Annotated in this window: 23 protein-coding genes, 1 tRNA gene and 1 pseudogene; 12 read left to right on the top strand and 13 right to left on the bottom strand. The window is 50.1% G+C overall.

What is annotated here, in order from left to right; all coding sequences use genetic code 11:
* Positions 1–1,071 (top strand): histidinol-phosphate transaminase, encoded by a 1,071-nt coding sequence (gene hisC, locus IQ256_RS13200; protein ID WP_193856008.1) that lies wholly within the window; start codon positions 1–3, stop codon positions 1,069–1,071.
* A gap of 27 nt (positions 1,072–1,098) precedes the next feature.
* Here hisC and IQ256_RS30055 read toward each other — a convergent pair.
* From IQ256_RS30055 to IQ256_RS13180, 3 genes and pseudogenes are all read right to left on the bottom strand, one after another.
* A pseudogene (locus IQ256_RS30055) lies at positions 1,099–1,584 on the bottom strand (Rid family hydrolase).
* Positions 1,585–1,674: 90 nt separating this feature from the next.
* The gene (locus IQ256_RS13185; RefSeq protein WP_193856007.1) at positions 1,675–2,490 is read right to left on the bottom strand and encodes a Uma2 family endonuclease; all 816 of its coding nucleotides are present in this window, start codon (positions 2,488–2,490) and stop codon (positions 1,675–1,677) included.
* A 69-nt stretch (positions 2,491–2,559) separates the two neighbouring features.
* Positions 2,560–3,288 (bottom strand): pyridoxine 5'-phosphate synthase, encoded by a 729-nt coding sequence (locus IQ256_RS13180; protein ID WP_193856006.1) that lies wholly within the window; start codon positions 3,286–3,288, stop codon positions 2,560–2,562.
* A 167-nt stretch (positions 3,289–3,455) separates the two neighbouring features.
* Here IQ256_RS13180 and IQ256_RS30400 point away from each other — a divergent pair, with 167 nt between their 5' ends.
* The gene (locus IQ256_RS30400) at positions 3,456–5,348 is read left to right on the top strand and encodes a DUF2330 domain-containing protein (protein ID WP_370623438.1); all 1,893 of its coding nucleotides are present in this window, start codon (positions 3,456–3,458) and stop codon (positions 5,346–5,348) included.
* A gap of 33 nt (positions 5,349–5,381) precedes the next feature.
* Entirely contained in the window at positions 5,382–5,669 is a 288-nt protein-coding gene (locus IQ256_RS30395) for a hypothetical protein (protein ID WP_370623437.1), read from the top strand.
* A 170-nt stretch (positions 5,670–5,839) separates the two neighbouring features.
* Here the strand turns inward: IQ256_RS30395 and IQ256_RS13165 are convergent, their stop codons facing one another.
* The gene (locus tag IQ256_RS13165) at positions 5,840–6,955 is read right to left on the bottom strand and encodes a hypothetical protein (protein ID WP_193856005.1); all 1,116 of its coding nucleotides are present in this window, start codon (positions 6,953–6,955) and stop codon (positions 5,840–5,842) included.
* 225 nt (positions 6,956–7,180) lie between these two features.
* Here IQ256_RS13165 and IQ256_RS13160 point away from each other — a divergent pair, with 225 nt between their 5' ends.
* The 3 genes from IQ256_RS13160 to IQ256_RS13150 all read left to right on the top strand — a co-directional run bounded on the left by IQ256_RS13160 (position 7,181) and on the right by IQ256_RS13150 (position 11,664).
* Positions 7,181–7,936 carry a proteasome-type protease gene (locus IQ256_RS13160; protein WP_193856004.1) on the top strand — a complete coding sequence of 252 codons (756 nt, stop codon included), beginning with the start codon at positions 7,181–7,183 and terminating at the stop codon, positions 7,934–7,936.
* Positions 7,937–8,358: 422 nt separating this feature from the next.
* Positions 8,359–11,121, top strand: coding sequence for a cation-transporting P-type ATPase (locus tag IQ256_RS13155; protein WP_193856003.1), 2,763 nt, complete (start codon positions 8,359–8,361; stop codon positions 11,119–11,121).
* A gap of 87 nt (positions 11,122–11,208) precedes the next feature.
* Positions 11,209–11,664: a universal stress protein gene (locus IQ256_RS13150; RefSeq protein ID WP_193856002.1), complete on the top strand. Its 456-nt coding sequence runs from the start codon at positions 11,209–11,211 to the stop codon at positions 11,662–11,664.
* Between the two features lie 53 nt (positions 11,665–11,717).
* On the opposite strand, the gene IQ256_RS13145 is transcribed toward IQ256_RS13150, so the two are convergent.
* The 3 genes from IQ256_RS13145 to IQ256_RS13135 are packed head-to-tail and all read right to left on the bottom strand — an operon-like array spanning position 11,718 to position 15,179.
* Positions 11,718–12,623 carry a transglutaminase family protein gene (locus tag IQ256_RS13145; RefSeq protein ID WP_193856001.1) on the bottom strand — a complete coding sequence of 302 codons (906 nt, stop codon included), beginning with the start codon at positions 12,621–12,623 and terminating at the stop codon, positions 11,718–11,720.
* Positions 12,624–12,629: 6 nt separating this feature from the next.
* Entirely contained in the window at positions 12,630–13,730 is a 1,101-nt protein-coding gene (locus IQ256_RS13140) for an alpha-E domain-containing protein (RefSeq protein ID WP_193856000.1), read from the bottom strand.
* A gap of 6 nt (positions 13,731–13,736) precedes the next feature.
* Positions 13,737–15,179 (bottom strand): circularly permuted type 2 ATP-grasp protein, encoded by a 1,443-nt coding sequence (locus IQ256_RS13135; RefSeq protein ID WP_193855999.1) that lies wholly within the window; start codon positions 15,177–15,179, stop codon positions 13,737–13,739.
* Between the two features lie 158 nt (positions 15,180–15,337).
* Between IQ256_RS13135 and IQ256_RS13130 the strand changes: the two genes are divergently transcribed.
* Together IQ256_RS13130 and IQ256_RS13125 are read left to right on the top strand one after the other, a co-directional pair.
* Positions 15,338–16,222, top strand: a complete 885-nt coding sequence (locus IQ256_RS13130; protein ID WP_193855998.1) for a helix-turn-helix domain-containing protein — start codon at positions 15,338–15,340, stop codon at positions 16,220–16,222.
* Positions 16,223–16,322: 100 nt separating this feature from the next.
* Complete coding sequence (locus IQ256_RS13125; RefSeq protein ID WP_193855997.1) at positions 16,323–16,745, top strand: ester cyclase; 423 nt, start codon at positions 16,323–16,325, stop codon at positions 16,743–16,745.
* 9 nt (positions 16,746–16,754) lie between these two features.
* On the opposite strand, the gene IQ256_RS13120 is transcribed toward IQ256_RS13125, so the two are convergent.
* The 3 genes from IQ256_RS13120 to IQ256_RS13110 all read right to left on the bottom strand — a co-directional run bounded on the left by IQ256_RS13120 (position 16,755) and on the right by IQ256_RS13110 (position 18,690).
* Entirely contained in the window at positions 16,755–17,603 is an 849-nt protein-coding gene (locus tag IQ256_RS13120) for a PhzF family phenazine biosynthesis protein (protein ID WP_193855996.1), read from the bottom strand.
* Positions 17,604–17,665: 62 nt separating this feature from the next.
* Complete coding sequence (locus IQ256_RS13115; protein WP_193855995.1) at positions 17,666–18,295, bottom strand: LysE family translocator; 630 nt, start codon at positions 18,293–18,295, stop codon at positions 17,666–17,668.
* 26 nt (positions 18,296–18,321) lie between these two features.
* On the bottom strand, positions 18,322–18,690 hold the full coding sequence (locus IQ256_RS13110) for a hypothetical protein (RefSeq protein WP_193855994.1): 369 nt from the start codon (positions 18,688–18,690) through the stop codon (positions 18,322–18,324).
* 209 nt (positions 18,691–18,899) lie between these two features.
* On the opposite strand from IQ256_RS13110, the gene IQ256_RS13105 reads away from it, so the two are divergent.
* The 3 genes from IQ256_RS13105 to IQ256_RS13095 all read left to right on the top strand — a co-directional run bounded on the left by IQ256_RS13105 (position 18,900) and on the right by IQ256_RS13095 (position 22,081).
* Positions 18,900–20,411 (top strand): PLP-dependent aminotransferase family protein, encoded by a 1,512-nt coding sequence (locus IQ256_RS13105; protein ID WP_193855993.1) that lies wholly within the window; start codon positions 18,900–18,902, stop codon positions 20,409–20,411.
* A gap of 84 nt (positions 20,412–20,495) precedes the next feature.
* A complete protein-coding gene (locus IQ256_RS13100) occupies positions 20,496–21,239 on the top strand; it encodes a Uma2 family endonuclease (protein WP_193855992.1) in 744 nt (247 codons plus the stop codon).
* A 56-nt stretch (positions 21,240–21,295) separates the two neighbouring features.
* The gene (locus IQ256_RS13095) at positions 21,296–22,081 is read left to right on the top strand and encodes a TSUP family transporter (RefSeq protein ID WP_193855991.1); all 786 of its coding nucleotides are present in this window, start codon (positions 21,296–21,298) and stop codon (positions 22,079–22,081) included.
* A gap of 97 nt (positions 22,082–22,178) precedes the next feature.
* On the opposite strand, the gene IQ256_RS13090 is transcribed toward IQ256_RS13095, so the two are convergent.
* Complete coding sequence (locus IQ256_RS13090; protein WP_193855990.1) at positions 22,179–22,769, bottom strand: Uma2 family endonuclease; 591 nt, start codon at positions 22,767–22,769, stop codon at positions 22,179–22,181.
* Positions 22,770–22,929: 160 nt separating this feature from the next.
* The gene (locus tag IQ256_RS13085) at positions 22,930–24,396 is read right to left on the bottom strand and encodes a phosphoglucomutase/phosphomannomutase family protein (protein ID WP_193855989.1); all 1,467 of its coding nucleotides are present in this window, start codon (positions 24,394–24,396) and stop codon (positions 22,930–22,932) included.
* Positions 24,397–24,631: 235 nt separating this feature from the next.
* Here IQ256_RS13085 and IQ256_RS13080 point away from each other — a divergent pair.
* Positions 24,632–24,705 (top strand) — tRNA-Pro (locus IQ256_RS13080).
* A gap of 79 nt (positions 24,706–24,784) precedes the next feature.
* On the opposite strand, the gene IQ256_RS13075 is transcribed toward IQ256_RS13080, so the two are convergent.
* Positions 24,785–25,039 carry a hypothetical protein gene (locus IQ256_RS13075; RefSeq protein WP_193855988.1) on the bottom strand — a complete coding sequence of 85 codons (255 nt, stop codon included), beginning with the start codon at positions 25,037–25,039 and terminating at the stop codon, positions 24,785–24,787.
* Positions 25,040–25,404 lie beyond the last annotated feature (365 nt).

Genomic DNA, 25,404 nt, shown 5'->3' with positions numbered 1-25,404 from the left:
ATGAATTGGTTTCGTCCGGCTGTTGTTTCAATGGAAGGCTACGCGCCTGGAGAATGGCCTGCGCTTGACGCTGGCGTTCTCAAGCTAAACTCAAACGAAAACCCCTACCCGCCTTCACCTACAGTGATGGCGGCGCTAGCTAACATTGGCGCTGAGCTGCTGCGTCGATATCCAGATCCTTTAGCCAGTGACTTTCGCCAGAAAGTCAGTGAAACTTTTGATATCCCGGCGGATTGGATAATCGCAGGCAACGGCAGTGACGATCTGCTGACGCTGCTGGTTAGGGCCTGCTCAGAAGGCAACGTCAGGTCTTTGGCCTATCCGATGCCAACCTACGTGCTCTATCGCACGCTAGCCGCGATTCAGCCTGCAGCTGTTGTTGAAGTGCCCTATCAGCAAAAAGGAACAGATTGGCGCTTGCCGATCGATCAGCTTTTAGAAACCAACGCAGCGGTCACATTAATCGCTACGCCCAACAGTCCGTCTGGCCATGTGGTGACACGCAGCGATCTTCGTAGGCTTGCCGCCGGGCTCTCTGGTGTGCTGCTGATCGATGAAGCGTACGTGGATTTTGTTGGCAAAGATGCCGACCGAGCGAACTTAGAACTCGTGCGAGAGTTTGAAAACGTGATGCTGTTGCGGACGCTTTCTAAAGGCTATGGGTTGGCGGGATTGCGATTGGGCTTTGGGATCGCGCGACCTGGGCTGTTGGCAGGATTGTTGAAGGTAAAAGATAGCTATAACGTGGATGTGATCGCGTTGAAATTAGGAGAAGCTGCGATCGCCGACCAGACATACAAGCACGAAACCGTTCAAAAAGTGGTTGCTGCCCGTGAACAATTAGCAACAGAGTTACGGTCTCTGGGTTTTTTGGTATGGCCTTCCTCAACTAATTTTTTGCTAGTAAAGCCTCCACAAGACATAGCCCAGTCTTTGCAAACAAAGCTGAAGGCAAAAGGCATCATGATTCGCTACTTCAATCAGCCGGGACTAGACGACAAGCTACGGATCACAGTGGGGACGCCTGAGCAAAATGCTCGAATGGTGCAGGCTATTTCTTGCTTGCTGTAGGGCTTGCTATAGCGGTCTTACAATCAGTCATCCAACAAAAGCCTCCGCTTCGACTTCGATTAGCATATCTGGATTGATCAATCCCTTCACCTCCACTATCGCTGTCACCGGAGGATGCTCTTTGAAGAATTCTTGATGCGCTTTGCCAAACGCTTCCCACTGACCGATATCAGTGACATATAGCTTTCTGCACTTTGCTTACTACACCATTAGAGGCTACACCTCTTGTTCCATAGCGCAAAGTGCCATAGCAGAGCACGAATGCATCCGCGCTCCGCTATATATGCGAGTGCGAACGACCTGATGTAGCCCTGAATCCATAGCGGCGAGCGTGTCTTCAATAATTTCAAAGCAGCGACAGGCTTGGGCGTAGGCGTCCCCAGGCGCGAAGGTACTACCGTCTGCCGCAATCGGCGCTGTGCCAGAAAGATAGATAGTTTGACCTGCGCGGAGGGCACGGCAATAGCCAACTCTAGGCTCCCATTCTGTTTGTGTAAAATGACGCTGAACCATCTTTGTACCAAGCGTTTACACCGAACGAAGGCTGGGCAATATCGAACGAGCAAGGAGCTAACTATTGAGGTTAGCCAGTAGAGCATTTGACTAGAGTAGTGTGTCAGGATCGATGCCCTGTCTCCGCAGTTGCACTTGAAGCGCCGCAAGTTTTGCTTCGGCAGCGTTGGCTCTTTGCTGTTCTACTTCAGCTCTTTGCTTTTCCGCTTCAGCCTCTTGCTTAGCGCCTTCCGCGCCCGTCAGCAGCCAATCTTCATTCTCACCATACCATCGTAGCCAAAGCCTCAGATTTCCCTGTCTATAAATTCCATGCCAGAGCCCTATCCCAATCTTTAACTCTGGTATCCAAAAGCGATTGTTTGATAGTGCTTGCTCTCTATACTGTCTGGCTTCGAGCTTAAACACCTTTAGTTCATCTGTGTAGCGATTGAAGACAACATAGTAAGGAACTTTCAGGATTTGTTCGTAGACAGTCCATTTAGTGGGTGGCGATCCTGGCGGTGAGCTAGTTTTTCCCAAATCTTCATCTTCTGTGCCAGGAGAAATCAGCTCGATGATTAGGTAAGGATTAGCGGGCTCTTGCCAAGTAACGTAGCTCAGCCGCATATCGCGCTCTTCGTATAAAGGCGGCACGCCCACGGCTACAAACCAATCTGGACGCTTGTGCCACAGCGGGCGATCTAGATCGTAATAGACGTTTAGGTCAGTGCCGACAAAATACTCTTCATCGGTGTAGTCTGACAGCGCTAGAGATAGGCTTAAGAGCTCAGGCTGCGAATGGTGAAAAACGTCTGGCAAACCAGGCTCCTCAGGAAACTCACTCGGCAAATCGTACATCGTGGGCAGCTCATGGCGGGCTAACCGATGAGCTGTCTCATTTTTGGTATTAGGTCGAGTGAAAGTCATGGGTACCAGCAGGCGATCGCGTCTGCGTTCATTATGCCACCTATACTAGAAAGCACTGACTAGAAAGCATTACTTCAATGCCTCTAAATAGGCTCTGACAGCGTTGGCATATCCCATCTCTAAGGCATCGGCTGTGAGCGCATGTCCGATAGAGACTTCTAACAGATTCGGAATCTCTTTGAATTTGGGTAAATTCTCCAAATTCAAATCATGTCCGCCGTTAACGCCTAGGCCGACAGCTTGAGCGCACTCTGCGGCGGCTTTGTAGATTTCAAAGCTTTCTTCGCCTTTACCCTCTCGGTAGGCAGTGGCATAGGGCTCTGTGTACAGCTCGATTCTCTCGCAACCTAACTGTGGGACGATCTTGATCTGTTCTAAATCTGGATCCATAAATAGGCTCACCCGACACCCTAGCGCCTTCAGCTCATCGATAATTGGTTTTAGCTTTTCTCCATCATTAGTGATGTTCCACCCGTGGTCTGACGTGTTTTGAGTTGGGTCATCGGGGACTAGGGTGCATTGGTCTGGCTTCACTTCTCGAATGATATCCATGAAAGGAGATTCGAGCGGATTGCCTTCGATATTGTATTCGATAGTGGGATGATTTTTTAATAGATTGGCTAGCTCGTATACATCGGTGCGTCGGATGTGGCGTTCGTCTGGTCGAGGATGGACGGTGAGGCCGTGAGCTCCGGCAGCAATGCTGATTTCGCCCATTTTGACGACGCTAGGAATCGTAAGCGGGCGGGCGTTGCGTAGCATGGCAACTTTGTTGAGATTGACGCTGAGGTTGGTCATAGAAATAGAGTTGGCGGATGTTGTTTCGATCTTTATTTAGCATATCTATCGCCGCCAAAGATTGAGATAAATAATGATGCGGTTACAGATTCGGTAACTGAGGTGAGCAGGTAGTGCCTCAGGGTGGATACTGACCGTGATGTTGGTACTGCACGGGAAAACGCGGCATGTTCAAAGACGCCCGAGACTATCAGATTATATTTCTCACTTTGTTTTTATGCTTGGGCATAGGATTACGAGATTGGTCTTTGCGACCCGAAATGGTTGGCGCAGCGGTGGGGACGGCTATTGTCGTTCAGCTTTTGCTGTCCTGGCTGATAACAGCGGCTGGATTTATCTTGGGCCAGTGGACAGGGTTTCGGACGCAGTCTACTCAACAACGGCTTAGCTGGTCAGCGTTTAGATCAACACTCAATTGGCGCAGTCCTTTGATCACAGCACTGGGACTCAGTTTGTTGCTACGCACGGATCACGTGTGGACGATGGCGCTGGCGGCTGGGTGCGCGATCGCCAGTAAGTTCATCTTCAAAGCGCAGGACAAACATTTCTTCAATCCGGCAAATTTTGGCATTATTGCCGCCCTAGTACTAACGCAAGATGCTTGGGTGTCGCCGGGGCAGTGGGGGGAAGATCTATGGTACGGATTTATCTTTCTAGGCGCGGGGGGACTGGTGCTAAAGCGTGTGGGGCGCTGGGATACGACTGGTATGTTTCTCGCTAGCTATGCGCTGATGGAGGCGCTGAGAAATCTGTATTTGGGCTGGACTTGGGATGTGTGGGCGCATCGGATGATGAGTGGTTCGCTGCTGCTGTTTGCCCTGTTTATGGTGACTGACCCGCGCTCGATTCCCAACGCGCGGTCGGCTCGGCTGGTATGGGCGATGGCGATCGCACTGCTGACTTTTGTCTTGCGAAATCAGTTTTATCTAACGACGGCGGTATTCTGGGCGCTGTTCGCCTTAGCGCCGCTGACGGTTTTGCTCGATAGGCTTTGGCGTGCGCCTCGGTTTGAATGGCGAGCAGAGCTGGCTAGAAAGTGGGTTGGGAAGTGGCCAGTAGGAACGCGAGTTTGTTCCTTGTTGCTGGTGTTCTTTTTCGCGTTTACCTCGCCAGCGCTGGCCTTTTGCGGATTCTATGTGACCAGAGCAGATACGAGTTTGTACAATCAGACTTCGCAGGTGGCCATTGCTCAGGAGGGCGATCGCACCGTCCTGACTATGGCGAATGATTTTCGAGGCGATGTAGAAGATTTTGCTATGGTTGTGCCTGTCCCCGTCGTCTTGAGCGAAGAGCAGGTCAAGGTGGCCGATCCGATTATTCTCGATCGTTTAGATGCCTTTAGTGCGCCGCGCCTAGTAGAGTATTTCGATGACAATCCTTGTGAGCCTGTTAGAGAGGAACCGGAATTCTTACAGCGAGCGATATCTGCGCCTGCATCGGCAGCGGCCATAGGCGAGGCAGATGAGCTAGGCGTGACGATAGAGTCTAGCTTTTCGGTGGGCGAATACGACATTTTGATTTTGAGTGCAACAGAATCCAACGGACTAGAAACCTGGATGCTGCAAAACGACTATCGCTTACCTAGGGGTGCAAGCCGTTTGCTGCAACCCTACATTCGCCAAGGGCTGAAATTCTTTGTTGCCAAGGTGAATTTAGCAGAGTTCGACAGCAGCAGTATGCAGAAACTGCGTCCGTTGCAAATGTCCTATCAGTCACCTCGGTTTATGCTACCGATTCGGCTAGGAATGATGAATGCCGAGTCAGAGCAAGATTTAGTGGTCTATTTACTTTCTCCTTCCGGGCGCACGGAGTTGACTAACTATCGCACGGTGAATATTCCTTCGGATGTAGACGTGCCGTTGTTTGTTCAAGATGAATTTGGTGAGTTCTATACTGCTATGTTTGAGCGTAGCTATAGTCAGGAAGGTAGGAATGTTGCTTTCTTGGAATACGCGTGGGATATGGGTAAGTGCGATCCTTGCGCGGCAGGTCAGCTATCGCCTGAAGAACTCAGACAGGCAGGCGTAACTTGGATAGATCAACAATCTAGAATAGATTAGGGGAGTCGCCGAGCCGGAGGCGGCGGCAGCGATGTGTTTATTACGCGGCTACATGTGCGCTATACCCGCGATAAATTTCCTGAAGATTTGATCTTTCAGCAGACAGCCAATCGCCAGCAGCATCAGGGGCGCTATGTGATTCGCCATCCGTATACGGGCCCAGATAGATGCGCGGCTAGTATCAGCTATCAACGCAATCTGCGAGGGCGGATGGAGCAGCGGGCTCAGACACTGGCGCGGCTAACCGGATGGAATATTGACGATATCCGCCGCAAAATGACCTGGATGGAATCAGGCAGTCGGCCTATCATCGGCTGGTGATTTTCTAGACGGCGCGGCCAGCCTGTCCATTATTGTCTCTACCTATGGCGATCGCAATGGTCAATTATCAGTGACAGACATCCAGGTTTGAACAACCTGGACTCGTCCTGAATCCACTGCATCGAGCGTATCTCTGATAATCTCAGTGCAGCGGCAGGCTTGAGCACATGCTATAAGGGTGCGATTGTTCTCCAAGCTTTGACGACTGCTTGCAGGTTGTCAGGTAAGCCCCTTTCACCAGCACTTATCCCAACAGTTGTTCTAGAAGCGATAATAAACTCGGCTCCATCTATAGCCGACATCGGATTTTCGTTGATGTAGTGGATATGGTCAAAGTCGGAGAACTGCTGCTGAGTTAGAAGTTTCTCGAAATCGGCAACTTCGTCTACTGACACCGGGCGGAGCATTATTGTCTCAATAAGCTGGTTGCTTCGAGTGTCTCTCATTTCAATCCAAACTTCACCATCGGCAGTAAGCGTCCTGAAATATGTTGTACCATCAACAAAACTATAGGCTATGGACTGAAAGACAATTCGAGAATTGAACGGACTAGAAGCAGGCATTACGACCTCTAGATTAGAGAAAAAGGTTCCCACATAAGCCTTAGTCTCACTTGCTACAGTATTTTGAACAATCTGTGAACCGTCCTCACTCAGATGATAGATCCACTCCGTCGGGCCAGGCTCTTCACTCGCATATCCTAAGTTTGCTCTAGGTCCATTGGCCACGATAGCTCTAAATCCTGGTACCTGCGCCTGTGTGCAAGCCACATCAGGTGTACTGATGCCTAGGCAGCCGCTGTCCCAGACGACAGGCTGTATATCTAGAATTTGGAGACTCGTGGCTGGCTGCTGCGTGTCTTTGGCGGCGGTTTCGAGCAGCTGCTGGCTGAGTTGATTAGAGAAATTTGGCAGGGATTCTAGGCGGAGGCGGTTGGCAGTGCGATCGCTCCGATACACCCACCGCCGCTGCTCGCTACTGACTGCTATCTCCCACCCCTTGACCTCGTCACCCACACAGCGCTCGTTAGGTCGGTTTAGTCCTAGGCACTGGTCTGGCCAAGTTTGTACCGTCGCCTCCTCAATCTCAATTGTGTGGAAAGGAACATTTAGCTGTCGGCCTAGATCTAGCTGTACGCGCCGTGACACTAGTCCTGGCAGAGAAGATGGCATGGGCAGATCCGGTCGCACCGCCAGCAGGGGTACGGCACTCGCAGATAGTGCATTAGATAGTGCATTGGTGAGTAGCATCAGGCCCACACCTAAACTAACAATTCGAGTTGACATACGGTTCAAAGCCTTTTTTCAGGAAAGTCCTTCTAGCTTGCCTAGGGGTTACCTTTGAGCGGCGCTGTAGCATGCTACTTGTAGAATTGGATATGACGATACAACAGCGTCTATAGGTTGAGAAGCTGCGCCTAGTCTTAGTCAATCAATCTCTGTCTGTGGTATCAGCGTAAAGAGGTTGGCTTCTGATAATGTCTGTGGGTTGTATATCTGCTGTAGAAAATTATGACCTATTGTCTAGGTGTCAGAGTAGAGAAGGGTCTGGTATTTGCAGCCGACTCTAGAACCAATGCTGGAGTAGACTACATCTCCTCTTATCAAAAGCTGTTTGACTTTTCAGTGCCAGGCGATCGCGTCATTGTCCTTTGCACTGCCGGCAGCCTTTCCACCTCTCAGGCCGTACTACACAGCATTCACCAAGATATCGACTCAGCGACTGAAGGCGTAGATAGTTTATATTCTCTGCCTTCTTTGCACGACGTCGCTAGCTATATTGGCCAAAAGCTACGCACGATTCAAGACAAAGAGCGAACCTGGTTAGAGAAAGATGGGATCGACTACCAAAGTACATTTATTGTCGGTGGACAAGTAGCCGGAGAAGAGCCAGGCATTTATCTAGTGTATAGCCAGGGAAACTTTATTGAAGCGACGCCAGAAACGCCTTTTCTACAGATTGGAGAAACCAAGTACGGTAAACCAATACTCGATAGAACAATCAGCTACGAGTCATCACTAGAAAGAGCCGCAAAGACGGCCTTGCTTTCTCTAGATTCAACAATGCGCTCTAATATCTCGGTAGGGCCGCCTATCGACATGGTGCTCTATGAAACAGATGCCTTAGAAATTCGCAATCGCGTTCGCTTACAAGATGACGATCCCTATCTAGATAAGATTCGTGAGTATTGGGAGCGAGCGCTGGCGGAAGCCTCTAGCCATCTACCAGAAATTGCCTGGAATCGAGTAGAAATTCAAGAAGATTAACGGCTAGCGGATTGAGCGAATCTAGGCCCGCTCAGCTTGAAATTTTCAAACCAATGCTGATCATAGAAATAATTGTGTATTGGTTTAACTGTTGGATAAAGGCTGATATCTTTAGTTCGACGATTAGTACTGTCTCATCCACATAAGGGCTGATGGCTGTAACTGCTATAACGACTGCGTTATAGCATTTTTGAGGTGTCATGTATAGGCTATCTTGTGTGAGATGCGATGTCTAGCATTGACAGTACTCACTGGTATACTGCTGCTGTCTTTGCGTCTGAAAATTCCTGAAAACAACAAACTCTATGAGAGATATAGAGCGATATCAGGGATGACAACTTTGAACACAAAAAAGTAAGGCACGAGTCTCTCTCACGTTTGCTAACATCGATCTGACGAAGGTAAGCGAGAGGCTTTCTGCCATGCCAGAAGTCAAAGGAAAACGCGAGTTACCGTTCTTGCCGTTTCAGGATGATGTTACTGAAATTGTAGAGCGCCTGAATAGTGATATAGAAAACGGCTTGAGCGCAGAAAAGGTCGCAAAGCGCTATGAAACTGACGGTTGGAATGAGCTGCCTGTCATCCCCGGAAAGCCTGCCTGGTGGCGATTCTTACTGCAGTTTCATCAGCCGCTGCTCTATATTTTGTTGATGGCGGGCGCGGTCAAAGCCTTTCTAGGATCTTGGACGAATGCAGGCGTCATTTGGGGAGTGACGGTTCTCAATGCTGTAATTGGCTATGTGCAAGAAGCCAAAGCAGAAGATGCGATCGCCTCCCTATCCAAGGCGGTAACCACAGAAGCGACTGTTCTTCGCGATAGGCAAACGCTGCAGGTACCCTCGCGAGACTTAGTTGTCGGCGATGTGGTGCTGCTGAGTTCGGGTGATAAAGTGCCCGCTGACTTGAGATTGTTCAAAACGCGCAGCTTGCAAGTAGATGAGTCAGCGCTGACCGGAGAATCTCTGCCGGTTGAAAAGTCTGTGCCGCCCCTATCGGCTGATACGCCGCTAGCAGAGCGGATAAATATGGCCTATGCCGGTAGTTTTGTGACATTTGGCCAGGGACGGGGCGTAGTGGTCGCGACGGCGGAAGCTACTGAAGTCGGTCAGATCTCGCAGTCGATGGGAGATAGTGTCAATCTGAGTACGCCGCTGACCCGTAAGTTTGCCAAGTTCAGTCGGCTGCTGCTCTATGCCATTTTGACCGTGGCGACGCTGACTTTTGCTATCGGGCTAGGGCAAGACGAATCTTGGGTCTATATGTTTGAAGCGGTGGTGGCGCTGGCGGTGAGTGCCATTCCAGAAGGCTTACCGGCGGTAGTTACCATCACTCTGGCAATTGGGGTTAATCGGATGGCTCAGCGCAATGCCATTGTTCGCAAGCTGCCTGCGGTTGAGGCGTTGGGCAGTGCGACCGTGATTTGTTCTGATAAGACAGGCACGCTGACCGAAAATCAAATGACCGTGCAGGCAGTTTATACGGGCGAGCAGCACTACCGAGTGAGCGGCAGCGGCTACGGCCCCAAGGGAGAGATTGTTCTTTTAAAAGATGGCAAGGACGGCAATCTAGAGCACTCGTTCGAGGGCGACTTGCCCAAGACGCTGCAAACTTGTCTGACGGCGGGGGTGCTGTGCAATGATGCTCAGCTCAAGCATGAAGACGAGCAGTGGTCTGTAGTGGGCGATCCGACGGAAGGTGCTTTGCTAGCGGTGGCTGTCAAGGCAGAGCTGACCCAATCTGGGCTCACTGCCCGCAATCCTCGCTTAGACTCTATCCCCTTTGAGTCTCAGTATCAGTACATGGCGACGCTGCACGATGCCGATTCTCGGATGATCTATATCAAAGGCTCGGTCGAAGCCATTTTGAGTCGCTGTAGCCAGATGGTAGATACTCAAGGAGACATTGTTCCGCTGAACCAGTCGTCGATTGTTGAAGCGGTTGAAGCAATGACGGCGCAGGCTTTGAGAGTTTTAGCGTTTGCTTACAAGCAAGTAGGCGCTCACGTGCATGCAATCGAGCATGAAGATATTGAAACAGATCTGGTGTTTTTGGGCTTGCAGGGCATGATTGATCCGCCGCGACCAGAGGCGATCGCAGCTGTTCAAGCCTGTCGCAACGCGGGTATCCGCATCAAGATGATCACAGGCGATCATATTTCAACGGCTCGGGCCATTGCCCAACGGATGAATATTCAACAAACTAATGAGGTGCTGGCTTTTGAAGGACGTGCCCTAGTGCCCATGCCAGACGATGAGCTAGCTAGAACAGTCGAAGCGGGCGACGTTTTTGCGAGGGTCGCCCCCGCCCAAAAGCTGAGACTAGTCGAGGCGCTCCAATCACAGGGAGAGATTGTGGCGATGACGGGGGACGGAGTGAATGACGCCCCGGCTCTCAAGCAGGCAGATATCGGCATCGCGATGGGCAAAGGCGGCACCGAAGTGGCTAGAGAAGCGGCAGATATGCTTTTGACCGACGACAACTTTGCCTCTATCGAGGCGGCAGTCGAAGAAGGGCGAACGGTCTATCGAAATCTGCGGAAGGCGATCGCGTTTCTGCTGCCAGTTAACGGCGGTGAGTCGATGACTATTTTAATCAGCGTGCTCTTGGCTAGAGCGTTGCCGATTCTATCGCTGCAAGTCCTCTGGCTAAACATGATTAATTCCCTGACGATGACGGTGCCGCTAGCGTTTGAGCCAAAGTCAAAGTATTCGATGCAACAGCCGCCACGAAACCCGCAAGAACCGCTGATTACCGGGTTACTACTCAAGCGTATTCTGCTGGTGTCTTTGTTTAACTGGATTTTGATCTTTGGCATGTTCGAGTGGGCAAAAATCACCTTTGACGATGTTGTTGTTGCCCGGACGATGGCAATTCAAGCTTTGGTCGCGGCTCGAATTGTTTATCTATTAAGTATTAGCCAGCTAGGTGCTAATTTGCTGGCGTGGCTGCGCGATCGCTCTGTCTCGATAACTAATGCGCCTTTTCTGCTCTTGGGTATTGGGGGTGCGATCGCCTTGCAAGTAATCTTCAGCCAGTGGTCTTTGATGAATACGCTGTTTGAAACAGCGCCTTTAAGCTGGGCGCAGTGGTTAATTTGTCTATTGCCGATGCTGCCGATGCTGCCCTTTGCCATCTTTGTCAATCGAGTAGATCCACAGCATCAAACGCTCTCGTCTAGTCGATAGGGTTTTTCGATGGGTGCCGCTCAGTGAATCTTGTTGAACGCAGCTCCTGAGTTTTATTGAAAGTAGATTCTAGAGGGAATAAGTGAGATGATCCAAAAGATTTTGACTGCACTGGACTACGGCGATACCTGTCAGAGCGTCTTCGAGCAAGCAGTCAGCTTGGCACAGGCCACGCAGTCAGAACTAAAGCTGCTGAATGTTTTAGCGCTAGAAAGAGATGACAGCCTGATGTTCTCTCCTTACACCGATGTGGATTGGAGAGAATATCAAGAACAATACGGCCAGCTAAAAACGGACGGCCTCAAACTGCTAGAGGACTTTGCAGAAAAGGCCAAAGCTGCCGGAATATCTACTGAATTTGCTCAGGAGTTGGGGTCTGCGGGGCGGGTGATTTGCAAACTGGGTAGCGCTTGGCAAGCGGATTTGATTGTTGTTGGCAGTCACGGTCGCAAGGGTCTGAGTGAAATGCTCTTAGGCAGCGTCAGCAACTATGTCGTCCATCATGCGACCTGTTCTGTCATGGTTGTTCACGAGCCGGACTAAAGGGCTCCGAATGCGAGTCAACGGGTGAGGCAGCGGGCGATTGAGTGAAACCGTTAGCTTGGCCTCAGACAGATATTGGTATCAAGGGTTGTTTCTACTAACTGTCTTGTACTTTCTCCTTGATTTAAACTGCCGGAAACTGGGGCAGCTTGCTCTGGATCGACAGCAGCAGCGATCGCAATATGCCGATCGCTCACCGCTAGCCCCAAAGTTGGATCGAATCCTCGCCAGCCGCCCCCCGGCACGTACACTTCCGCCCACGCATGTAGGTCATGTGATAGATCTTCTGCGCTTGATTTCTCTCCTGATTTTTCCAAATCACCTTCTTGGTAGCCACTGACAAACCTAGCGGCCAATCCCACTGCCTGACAAACTGCCATGAACAGCACGGTAAAGTCTCGGCAGGTGCCTACTTGCTTTTGCAGCGTGAGCGCCGCCGGGTAGGGCATGCCCTCTAGGCGCTGCTGATAGCTGCACTGGCTGGGAATTTGCTGCGCTAGACGAGTGAGAAAATAGCCGATATTATCGCCGACTTCCTGACGAATAGATTGAGCTAGCTGAATGACTTCGGGCGCGATCGCATCCCCCACGCCTGCTCCCATCGGTCTAGCCAAATAGGGCTGTAGCTGTAGCGCCAGCGAGCTAGGATAGTCGAGCGGAAACTGCACCGCCCAGGGCTCAGCTAGGTAGTCAAAAGGATTTTCTCTGGTTGTACTCACTTCGCTAGTCGTTTGGATTTTCCAATTTGTAATAGGCATATCAAAGGCGACGCGCAAGCAGGTATTACCGTGAATGTCTAGAAAGTAAGTTTGGTGACTAGGGGCTGGGTCGATGGTGAGATCGAACTGACGTAGCCATTGAGTTCCGTCACTGCGAGGGCAAAGTCTAAGAATGTGATGATTAAGGCTAACCGCGCTGCTGTACTGGTAGTGAGTGGTATGAGTAATTTGATAGCGCATAGAAGACTACTCTGCGGCGGTGGCGGTAAGCTGACTAGCTGTCTGGTTAGCTATTTGGCCGTTTGATTGGCGAAGAACAGGTGAAGTCGCTTGATTCATTTGACTAGAATTTTCTGGTTGTGTTGTATCAGAGCTGCCCCCATCAGAAGATTGTTGAACAGAAGGTGGAACAGCAATAAAGTCTGCGTGGACGCGATCGCCGACCTGATTTAATCTCAATTGCAGTCCATCTAGAAACTCATGCAGTCCTAGCGAGAAGATCTCTTCAAAGGTGACATACTCAATCTCGGCTCTTAGCTTACCTAATTCTCTTTGACTAGAAAAAGAGATATCTGAACTCGGCCCGATAATGCTTTCTAAAGATCTCTCCGCGTGCCGCAAGCAGAACTTGATTGAGCGGGGAAACTGAGGATTAAAGATTAGAAAACGAGCTACGTTAGCAGGCGTTAGCTCCTGTTCTACTTTGCGATACATCTCATAAGCGCTTGCCGACTTTAGCAGCGAAATCCACTGCAAATTGTCCAACGGTGAACCGACTGCTTTTACAGAAGGCAGCAGTAAAAAGTATTTCACATCTAGAATTCGGCTAGTTTTATCAGCTCGCTCTAACAGTCGGCCTAGTCGGCCAAAGTGCCAGCTTTCATTCCAGGACGAAGTGGCATTCATCACCCCAACAAAGCGGTGGCTAGCCAGCTTAACATCTTCGTAGAAATTATGAATCTCGCGAATATCTTCAGGTCTGTTCTTGGCAGCGTCCTCAACCATCAGATAGAAAGTGTTGATCTGCTGCCACATTTCTGATGAGATGGTTTCGCGTACCGATCTAGCATTTTCTCTGGCCGACCGGACGCAAGAGATAATTGAGTTTGGCGATTGGGTATCAAACGTCAGAAAGTTGAGAACGTGGGTCGAAGTTGTCTCGCCGTAGCGTTCTTGAAAGAGCGTGCGATCGCCTGTCACCGCGATTAAAGGCTCCCATTGCTGCGTCACGCCCACTGGATTATCCATCAATAGGTTGAGATTCACCTCAACGAAGCGAGCAACGTTTTCAGCCCGCTCGATATAGCGATTAAGCCAATAAATAGAATCTGCGACCCGGCTTAGCATAATTATTCACTCCTGATTCATGACCCAAGTATCTTTACTACCGCCGCCCTGCGATGAATTCACCACCAGCGAGCCTTCCCGTAGCGCGACTCTAGTCAGTCCGCCCGGATTTACATAAGGAACGCTGCCTTTACCGTACAGAATAAAGGGGCGCAAATCGACATGCCGCCCCTGAAATGACTGATTGATCAAAGTCGGCACTCTAGAGAGGCACAGCGTCGGCTGAGCGATATATCCTCTCGGATTGTTCTTGATCTTATGAGCGAACTGCTGCTGTTCTTCTTTAGAAGACTGGGGGCCAATCAGCATACCGTAGCCACCAGAGGCATCTGTTGCTTTTACCACCAAAGAATCTAGATTGGCCAGAACGTGCGACTGTTGCTTTTGATCTTCACAAAAGTAGGTGGGCACGTTTGGAATAATCTGTTCTTCATTCAGATAGTACTTAATCATCTGCGGAACATAGGCATAGACGAGCTTGTCGTCGGCAATGCCCGTACCGGGGGCGTTGGCGATCGCCACTCTGCCTTTTCGATACACCTCCATCAATCCTGGCACGCCCAGCATAGAATCAGGACGAAACACCTGAGGATCGATAAAGTCGTCGTCAATGCGGCGATAGATCACGTCTACTTTGCACAGCCCTCTGGTCGTCCGCATTTTGACATAGCCGTCATCTACGACTAGATCAGGCCCTTCGACTAGGGTGATGCCCATCTGCTGAGCCAGGAAAGAATGCTCGAAATAGGCTGAGTTAAACGAGCCCGGCGTTAGTAAAACAACAGTTGGATTGCTGATGTAGTCAGGTGCGAGCGCTCTTAGGGTGCCGAGTAGCTGTGAAGGATAGTCGTCAACCGCTTTGATATCTAGCGCTTCAAACAGGCTAGGGAATGAGCTTTTCATCACCGTCCGATTTTCGAGCACGTACGAGACACCCGACGGACAGCGAAGGTTATCTTCTAACACATACCAGCTGCCCTGACGATCGCGCACCAGATCGGTTCCCGTAATATGACACCACACCCCGCCAGGCGGCTTTAGTCCCATACAGGGGGGCAAAAATCCAGACGCCGATTCAACCGTCTCTCTTGGAATCACACCGTCTTTAATAATTCTTTGATCGTTATAAATATCATCTAGAAAACAATTGAGCGCAGTAATTCGCTGCTGCAATCCCTCTTCTAGCCAGTTCCAATCTTTTCCGGTGATAATACGAGGCACCACATCAAAGGGGAAAACCTTTTCGGCTCCTTGCTCATCGCCATATACATTGAACGTCACACCCATCTTAAAAAGCGTATTTTGGGCGGCCTGCTGGCGCAAAATCAGGCTGTCTATGGGCACAGACTCAATGCGTTCAATCAGCAACGCCGCTGCACTGCGCGGCGCACCAGTCGCTGTGAAGAGCTCATCGTAAAAGTCACCAGGATCATACGCTTTGAAAGACATGGCAGTGTAGCTACAGACCGCGAATTAGTAACTCTACATCTATCGCGTCTTGACCCGCAAATATGTATATCTTGAAACGGACTTGAGGTTGCAGGTATGCTGTGTGTCTTACAATATATTCCTTATAGTGTCCTCTTTTCGTCGCTGACAGACTTAGTATGACCTCGTCTGAACACACGCCAAGCACACTGACAGAAAGCCTATTTGATCTACCACACCCACCCAGCCTGTGTAGCGCACAAGCTAATTGGGATAGTATTCAGCTGGCGCTTTTCGAGCAGCCACCCTACTGTATTCCAGAGCATGTTGCTCCTTACCATATTGTTTGCATTAATGCGGGTGAGCCTGTCACACTAGAACAAACCATAGACGGCAAGTCAGAGATAGGGAATTCGGTCGCAGGTGACATCAGCATCTATCCTGCTCATCTTTGGCAAACGTTTCAGTGGCATCAAGACGCTAAATTCCTACAGCTCTATCTTGAACCAATGCTGCTTAATGAAATTGGCTCAACCCTCTATCAGCAAGAGTCGATTGAGCTGCTGCCACAATCAATTCCTCATGATCCGGTGGTTTTTCAGATCGCGATCGCCTTGCAAGATGTTCTTGTAACTCAGTCGGCTGGCAGCAAGCTATACGCTGACACCCTAGCCACAGCCTTGGCCACCCACCTAGTGTACAAATATTCTAGTCGTGGGCTATGCCCTCATCAAAAAGTAGGCCAGCTCTCATCCCGTCAGCTAAAACAAGTGACTGATTATATCAACGACAACCTAGATCAAGACTTGAGCCTAGCAGAACTATCAAACATCGTTCGGCTCAGCCCGTCTCACTTTGCCCGCTCATTCAAGCGCTCTACAGGTATTGCCCCTCATCAATATCACATTCGCTGTCGCGTAAAGCGCACTAAGGCACTGCTTCTTACCAGGAGGTTTACCATCGCAGAGATCTCTCACCTGGTAGGCTTTTCTAGCCAGAGTCATCTCAACTATCACTTTAAGCGCCTTGTTGGTCTCACGCCTACAGCATTTTTGCGTCAGTAGCAAGAACGTTGAAAAATAGCCCTGTTTCTTAGAAGACAATAGCCAGCTAAATTTTCGATACTGATGGCTGTAGAGAAAAGTCTTTAGGAACATAATTGCTATGTCTGTAGAACAAAACAAGGCGATCGCCCTTCGCTTTATGAACCAGGGATGGGGAACTTGTCTAGGGTGGCAGACCGTTTGGGACGAGTTGATGACTCCTGACGTCACCTATCACTTTAATAGTGAGCCAGAGCCCATTGTCGGACTAGGTGATAATAAAATCTTTAATTCAGCCTTGTTTGAAGGTTTTCCAAACATTGAACACACCTTAGAAAGTGTTGTTGCCGAGGATGATAAGGTCGTGTATCGCACAGTGCTGAGGGGAACACATACTGGAGAGTTTCTAGGCATTCCCCCGACAGGAAAGGTCGCTGAGATCAGTGACTTCACAATGCTGAAAATTACAGGCGGCAGGATTTCAGAATGGTGGTATGACTGTAATCTGCTGGCCCTGATGAAGCAGTTGGGTGTGATATCGTGATCTTCGCCGCTACCGTATCATCAAATCTCCTTGCAATATAGTGATAGCCTGGCCGCTAATGAGGATTCGATTCTCGCTATCGGTGGGTGCCGTGTTGCTATTGGGTAGCTTGCAATGCACGCGAATAATACCGCCTCTGGCTGACAGCTGCTGAGCGAGCATATTAGATTTCCCTAGTTTCTCTTGCCAGTAGGGGGCGAGTGAAGTGTGGGCAGAGCCGGTCACCGGATCTTCGTTGATGCCGACAGCGGGCGCAAAATAGCGACTGACAAAATCGTACTCGTCGCTATCGGCAGGCGCTGTGACAATAATGCCGTGGAGGGGCAGTTTCTTGATCTGGGCGAAGTCCGGTTCTAGCGATCGCAATACTGTCTCGGACTGAAGTTCGATCAGATAGTTGACCTCGTTTTTGGCAACCGTGCGGATATTGCCGCCACAGCAAAGCGATTTGATCAGCGCTGGCGCAACATATGAGGTGACGGTCACGGGCTGGGCTGGAAAGTCTAGTTCAATCCAATCTTCTTTCTTTGCGGCGCTCAGCCAGCCGCTTTTGGTACTAAAACGAGCCGTCTCTTCCGGCTTTAGATAGCCTTCACTCCACAGCACATGAGCACTAGCAAGCGTCGCATGACCACACAGATCGACTTCTGTTGCTGGGGTGAACCACCGCAGGCTGTAGCCGCCTTCTGTTGCTCCTTCTAACGGCCAGAGAAAAGCCGTTTCAGAGAGATTCATTTCGGCTGCGATCGCCTGCATCAAGTCCGCTTCTATCGGCGTATCCATCACGCATACAGCCGCCGGATTACCCGCAAAAGGTCGATTGGTAAACGCATCTACTTGGAGAATCTTTAGCGACATTTTGTTTAATCTCTTCCTACGCAAGCGACTTCAATCATATGTAAACCGTGATGTGCAATCGATTATTTCAACAATAAAACAACGCTAGCAGCGAGCAGTGCGCCCATCGCCACATTAAACCATCGTAGCCGAATAGGATCTGATAGAAAACCACGCAGCGCACTACCAAAGACCGCCCAGCTACAAACGCACGGCCAGTTGAGCAAAGAGAACAGAACAGCGACTATGACTGTGGATCTAACTGGCTGCTGCGAGCTGGTGTATAGAGATATTCCAGAGATGGCCATCACCCAAACCTTCGGATTCACCCACTGGAACAGCGCCGCCTCTACTACATTGAGCGGCTGAGTTTCTTTTTGCGCCTGATCTTTGGCCTTCTCTTCTTTGCTGGTCTTGTTTGAAGTCAGCGAGCGGCTAGTCGCAATTCGCCCTGCTAGATAGAGCATGTAGATCGATCCGATAATCTTTAGCACTAGCTGTAGGGCCGGGAAAGTCGTGAACAAAAAGCCTAATCCTAGCCCCATAGAAATGAGTAAAGCGAAAAGCCCCCCCGATATTCCTACAGTGTGAGGCAGGGTCCGCCGAAAGCCAAAATTGACGCCGGATGCCAGCAGCATGATGTTGTTGGGGCCAGGGGTAATCGAAGTGGCGATCGCAAACAGACACAGCGCCACAATAACTTCACTACTCATTCAAATACTCTTATTTGTTTAAACACTCAGCTAGCTGAACGCTCTTCTAACCATACGCGCACAGCCTGTTCCGAGGAAAATGACAGGCGAGTCTGGGTCACAGGATCATAGATTATCCACTGTAACTCACCTGTTGTTGTTGTCTGCTGTCGAATAGATAGCGACTGCTGGCCCGTGAGGAAATCTACAAGATATTGGCCAGTCCGAGCCCAGATCGCCTTTAACGGGTGATTTGACCAGGTTTGTTGTTTTGTCGCAAACGGTCTGCTCTGTTGGCGACTAACGATGCGCTGAAATTCGGATTCTAGACTAGTTTCTTTGGAACTGGCTTCTTCAAGACCAGCTCCTAAATAGGCTTGAGAGTCAAACTCTGAATCGTGGGCAGAATTTATCATGGTTGTGCAATAGCAATCAACAGCCTCACTATCGCCAGCCAGTGGCTGCTGTTGGAAGGTACAGATCTGTCCGATTTGACTAGTACAGTTCGCGATGCTGACGACTTTTTGACACTGTACTAGCTAAAGTTCTGATAACTGTACCAGCGGTGACTTCTAGCATTTTGATAGGCTAGTGCTAGTGCTGCTCGTATGCCGATCATAAGCCGATGAAGATTCCTCTCGATCGCCAAGCCAAACAGCCAATCTACTTGCAGATACGCGATCGCATCCATCACCTTATCCATACCGGGCATCTGCCGCCTAACAGCCAGCTTCCCTCTATCCGTGCCCTGGCTCAAACCACGCAGGTCAACAAGCTCACCGTCATCGAAGCCTACAGCGTTCTAGAGGCCGACGGTTTGGTTCAGGCTAGGCAGGGTGCTGGATACTTCATTACCAGCGGTCATTTGCCCTCTTCAGCTACTCAAAGAAAAGAGCAAAGCGCTGTGATCGCGTTCGGTCAACATCCTCAGCCCGACCCGCCTACTGCCACATTCAATCCTGCTCAGCAAGTCATCCTGCCAACACAGGACATCAACGATTTTCCCAGCATCTACTCAGCTTCTCTTGGATCTCACAACCATCCAGACTACATCGACTTTGGCCTTGGCTTTCCACAGCCTATTGCCCTTGCAGACCTCCAGCGTATCGCTCGTCGCGCGATGAAAGAAGCCGCTACCTTCTACCATCCTGGCGACCCTCAGGGCAATCTCGATCTGAGAAGGCAGATTGCTCAAATTCTCTTACAGCAGGGTTTAGAGATTACTGCTGAGAATCTAATCATCACTAACGGCTCCATGCAGTCTCTCTCTTTGCTAACACATCAGTATCTGATGCCAGGGGATCGGGTAATTGTAGAAGCGCCTACTTATCACGGTATGCTTTCGGTCTTTCAGCAGCGCCAGGCTCAGATCATTGGCATTCCGATGACTGCCGACGGTATGAATCTGGCTCTATTAGCCCAATACCTGGAAAGCCATCGACCCAAGCTAATCTATACAATCAGCACCCTACACAACCCGACTGGGATTACCACTTCTATTGAACATCGAAGAAGGCTGCTGGCGCTAGCTGAAGAATATAGCTGCTCGGTGATAGAAGACAATGCCTACGAGCCGTTGAGCTTTGACACGACTCCGCCACCTATTAAAGCGTTTGATCAAAGCGGTAGCGTGGTCTACGTCGGCACCTTCTCCAAAGCATTAATGCCAGGGTTGCGAGTAGGCTATATGGCCGTCACCGGAGATGAGCGTCAAGCCATTGTTGAACGCAAGCTGCTGCACGACTTTCACGTATCTGCTGCGTCTCAGGCCATTGTGAAAGAGTATCTAGCCTCAGGTCACTACCGACGGCGACTCGCTCAGATTAAACGGATGCATCGCGATCGCCGAGACTATATGGTCCAGTCACTGATCCGTCATTTTCCACCAAGCGCAACCTGGACTGTTCCTGAAGGCGGCACCTTCTTGTGGATTCAATTGCCCAATGCGATCACCCTTCAGCCTCTGTGTCATGCCGCTGCTAAGCGCAAAGTGCTAGTCGGGTCAGGCGCGGCCTTCTTCCCGAAAAATCAGGGCTATCCGGCTCTGCGACTAAACTTTTCTCTACCGCCAGAAAAGACAGAGCACGGGATACGGGTACTAGGCAATATTTTGCACGATATGCTCGGACAACTATAGAAATAGCCTCACAGCAAAAGCGATATCCATCAAAAGCGCTAGAATATAGCGGTCTCGCGCTTTCGACGTAGGAGAGAGCCCACCATGTCAATTACGGCTCAAGAGCTGGCAAACCTGATGCCAGATGCGACCGAACTAGAGAGCAACGAGCCAGAAATGGAAAGTTCTTTACACTACCTCCAACTGGCACTGCTAGTCTCTTGTCTGGAATGGCTGTGGCGTGATCGCGACGACTTTTTCATCGGCGCAAATCTCACTGTTTACTTCAGCCGAGAACAGCTCAAAAATAAAGATTTTCGCGGGCCAGACTTTTTCCTAGCAACCCCTACCGAAAAGCGTCCTCGCAAATCTTGGGTGGTCTGGGAAGAAGGCGGCCAATACCCCGAACTCATTATTGAGCTATTGTCTGACTCAACGGCCAAGGTCGATAGAAACCTGAAGAAAGTGCTGTATCAAGATAGATTCAGAACGCCTGAATACTTCTGGTTTTCTCCAGAAACGCTTGAATTTGAAGGCTATCGCTTAGTCAATCGTCAATACGAACCCATCGCCGCTGACCGTAACGGGCATCTTTGGAGCGAAGTATTAGGACTTTCCTTTGGCGTCTATCAAAGCAATTTGCGCTACTTCTTTGAAAACGGCGATCTAGTCCCGACCCCGCAAGAAGCAGCCGCAGCAGCGCTAACAGAGGCAGAGCGAGCCCAGTTAGAGGCAGAGCAAGCCCAGTTAGAGGCAGAGCAAGCTCAGTCAGAAGCGCAGGTAGCTAAATCACAAACTGAAAGACTGCGATCGCAGCTCAAGGCATTGGGTGTAGAGCCTGATCTATAGCGCTCGGTCTAACGCCTGATGCCCTATGATCAAAAGCTTGACTTAAGGAACTGCGGATGATCTTGCTGGTGGTGTTTGGGGTGGGGCTAGTCGCTGGCTTTGTCGATGCGATCGCCGGGGGCGGTGGTCTAATTATGCTGCCGGGATTGTTGTTTACGGGGCTGCCAGTGGGGGGTGCGATCGCTACCAACAAACTCTGCGGCACCTTTGGTGCTCTGACCAGCTCTCTTAAGTTTGCTCAGAGCAGACAGGTTAGCTGGCGAGCCTGCGCTCTCATGAGCATTCCTGTTGTGGTCGGCGCTTATCTGGGCAGTCGCAGTATCAGCCTATTGCCAACTGACTGGGCCGAGCCCGTGGTGATTGCGCTGATGGTGGCAATTACCTTGTTTGTTGTGCTTAAACCTGAGTTTGGAATTGACGAATCGCGTCCTAAATCTACGTCAGCAACCTCTCAAAATAAAGTTCACAGTCAAGTTCGTAGACGTACCGTATGGAGCGTACTAGCAGGTAGCGCCATCGGTTTTCACAACGGATTATTCGGCCCTGGTACGGGCGTATTTCTCGTGTTTTCCTTGCTTTTGCTTTGGCCTATCAACTTTCTACGAGCCACGGGCACAACCAAAATTCTCAACTTCCTTGCCAATGCAACGGCCCTAGTTACCTTTGCCTTTGGTGGCAACATTGACTATACCAAAGGGCTATGCGGCGCGGCTGGAGTCATGATCGGGTCTTTCTTAGGCGCTACTTTCGCCACGAAGAAAGGAGCCAAACTAATCAAACCTATCTTTGTGGCCGTAACCACAGCTCTAGTCGTTAAGCTTTTGTTCGACTATGCAAGATAGCTAAAACTATGTCCTCAGCCCATCTCTACTACTCAAGACGATGACTCAAGACGATGACTCAAGACGATGATTCAAGACTATAACTCAAGGCTACAACTCAAAACGATGAAGCATTCTCTGGCGTAAGCACCAGTCCCCGATAAACCTGTTCGATCGGGAAGCTTAGATCGATGCTTGCTAGCTCAATACTATCTCCTTCTTTGTAATTGCGAATAATCCAGTCACCTATGTCGTTTTTATGATACAAATCCATCTCGATTCGATGAGTACTGACTAGTAAATAATCTTGTAGCGCCGGGTTGTTTCGATAGAGTCTAAACTTGCCTCCTCGATCATAGGCTTCTGTACTATCAGACAAAACTTCAACAATCAGGCAGGGATAGGTGATGTATTGAGCGGTTGCCTGATCGCGTTTGTCGCAGGTTACGCTTGCATCTGGGTAGGTGTAGTCTGACGTAGCAGCGATATTCACTCTAATGTCGGAATTACCCGTTATACAATCGCCACTGTCTAGATGATTGTCAAACAAGCTCGTAAATCTGACCGCGATACGTCCGTGATTGACACTGCCGCCGCTCATTGCATAGACTTCACCACCAATATACTCATGCTTTGCGAGCTGCTTTTCCTCCCAGACAAAGTACTCTTCTGGGGTCAACTGTGGCAGCTTATCTTTCGCGGCGACCATGAATGTTTTCTATCTTTTTAATCTATAGAGTTCGCACTTAGCGCAAAACCTCATTCTATGGTAGCTAGTTTTGCTCGATGGCTCAATACAGCTTTTACAATACAGCTTTTATCTGATCACTTGAGCCAGGCACCGCGCGCAACAGACAACAGCGCCTGATCTAACTAACAGAATTTGCCCAGTCCTTCGCCCAGGCCAAAATTTCATGAACTCTTTCGATCGAACCCGCTTCAGAGTAAAGCCTTAGTACCGGTTCTGTTCCAGAAAAGCGAATCAGCAACCAGCTATTATCTTCTAGATTAAACTTGTAGCCGTCAATCGTCAGACAGCTCTCTACTTTCTTGCCAGCGATCGCTTCAGGCGTGCTCGACTGCAGAGCTTCTAACAGCTTTGCCCTAACTTCCATATTGGCCAGCGGCAAATCAATCCGATCATACGCAGCGCTAAATCCAGTTTGTTCTCTAAGTGAATCGTTCAACTCGCCGAAATCTTTTCCACTTTGAACCACCGCCTCTAATAAATAAAGCGCCGACAGCAAAGCATCTCTTTCAGGAATGTGGTGACCGTAGCCAATCCCACCAGATTCTTCTCCGCCGATTAAAACATCGGCATCTAGCATCCGATCGGCAATGTATTTGTAGCCAATCGGCGTCTCATACAGCGGCAGCTCATATAGTTTGGCCAGCGCTGGAAATAGATTCGAGCCGCTGATAGTCTTAACGACCTCGCCTGTCATTCCTCGGCGCTGAGTTAAGTGCTCCATCAAGATCGGAATCAAAACCTGAGAGCTGAGGAAGTTGGCATTTCCATCCATTCCGGCAATGCGATCGCTATCCCCGTCAAAAATTAGTCCGACTGTCAGTCCAGCATTCTTCTTATTCTCAATCGCCTCAAACAAATTCGGAATATACTTCGGCAGCGGCTCCGGCGCGCCCCCGGCAAACAGCGGATCGGCCTCGCTATCAATTTCATTGATCTCCCGCTCTAGCAGCCGCCCTACTCCCGTCGCCGCTGCGCCATGCATCACCTCAGAAAACACGGTCAATCGGCCTTCATCCACCGCCGTACGTATCGCCTCAATATCCACCATCGATTGCAGCGCTGTGCAATAGCTAGGCCAGGGGTCAAACGGCGTAATCTTACCCGGCGTCTCTGCCCCAGACATCTTTGCCCCAGGCGCGTCCTGGTCTAGCATCGTCTCTACTTGCTTCGTCACCTCCGGCGGCACCGATCCGCCAAACGCGCTCTTCACCTTCAGCCCGTTATACACCGCCGGGTTGTGGCTCGCCGTAATCACAATCGCCCCTAGTGCCTTTTGATCAAACGCCGCCCAGCTAAACGCGGGAGTTGGTGCGAAGCATTCTGAGAGCATTACCTCATACCCAGCCGCCGCGATCGCCTCTGCCGCATACCGGGCAAAATCTGCTGATAAAAACCGACGGTCATAGCCCACAATCACCGTCTTACTGCCATTGCTGCCATACGTCTTTTCTAAGACCTGTGCCGCCAGCGCCGCCACCTTTCCCACCCGGTCAAACGTAAAATCAGCTGCCATCACGCCGCGCCAACCATCCGTTCCAAACTTGATTTCTTTACCAACAAAAGTCGAGGGAGAAACAGCAGCCATGAGGGGTCTATCCGATAGCAAAGATAACGTCGAACGAGTAGGGCTAGTTTGCACTCAAAGCCTTACCCACAGCAGTGTACCGACGACACGCCAAAAACACCAGCGATATGAGGACAGCGTAAAGTAAGGCCAGCAGCAGAGCAGACGATTGAGTCCTATTTAACGCTTTCTAAACCTGTACTTCCGCCCTCTAGAAAAATGCTTTACAATGCTTCAGCGCAGTCATGCACATAAACGGGATGTGGCGCAGTTTGGTAGCGCACCTCGTTCGGGACGAGGGGGCCGTGGGTTCGAATCCCGCCATCCCGATTTTTTTACAAGCAGAGGTTTCCAATGAGACAGTGGAACCCCTGCTGCATAGAAGCAAGATTGCATAGAAGCAAGACTGCTATCTCACAGTTGTTCTCCGTTTTAGAACAGAGATAAATTCGTTATGCCGACCAGTTGGCTGCGGTTGGCTCCAGTCGGTTGGGGTGGCGTAGCCGAGTTTATACAACAGCTTGATGGTGGACTGTACGGCGGCGAGGCTACCAGACAGCGTATGGCGGACAGGTTCGGCCTGGGCAACGGGCCGCTGAGTCGGCGGCTTTGATGCATCGGAAAATGTGGACGCAAAAGCGCCCTGAGAAGTGGGGGTAAACATAGTGATTCTGGGATTCCGTGGGTAAGGTGTTCAAGGAAACCCAGAACTCACAAATCCTTAGCCATCCACAGAAATGACGTGCAAATCGGGGTGGCTAGAGGTTATCTTTACCCTTAGCGTCCGGGATTGCTTGCGAATCCTGTGCGTTAGCCGTTGGTAGGTGTGTCTGCACCTATCAGCGGTGCTAAGGTCTTGTCGAGTTCTGAGAAGGTTACGGCGTTGAGCCGCAGCCTTAGAAATGATGATAAGAGTATTTTTACGTAGAGGCAAGTAGGAATTACTACTGAGTAAGAATTTCTTGAGCGATCGCACGACTTTTCTCTTCACAACACAACATTTGCTATTCTAGTCATTGCTTTTTATAT

It is taken from the genome of cf. Phormidesmis sp. LEGE 11477, from assembly GCF_015207105.1.
GTDB lineage: Bacteria > Cyanobacteriota > Cyanobacteriia > Phormidesmidales > Phormidesmidaceae > Phormidesmis.
The sequence above is the reverse complement of the archived record's forward strand: the minus strand, read 5'-3'. Positions and strand labels throughout refer to the sequence as shown.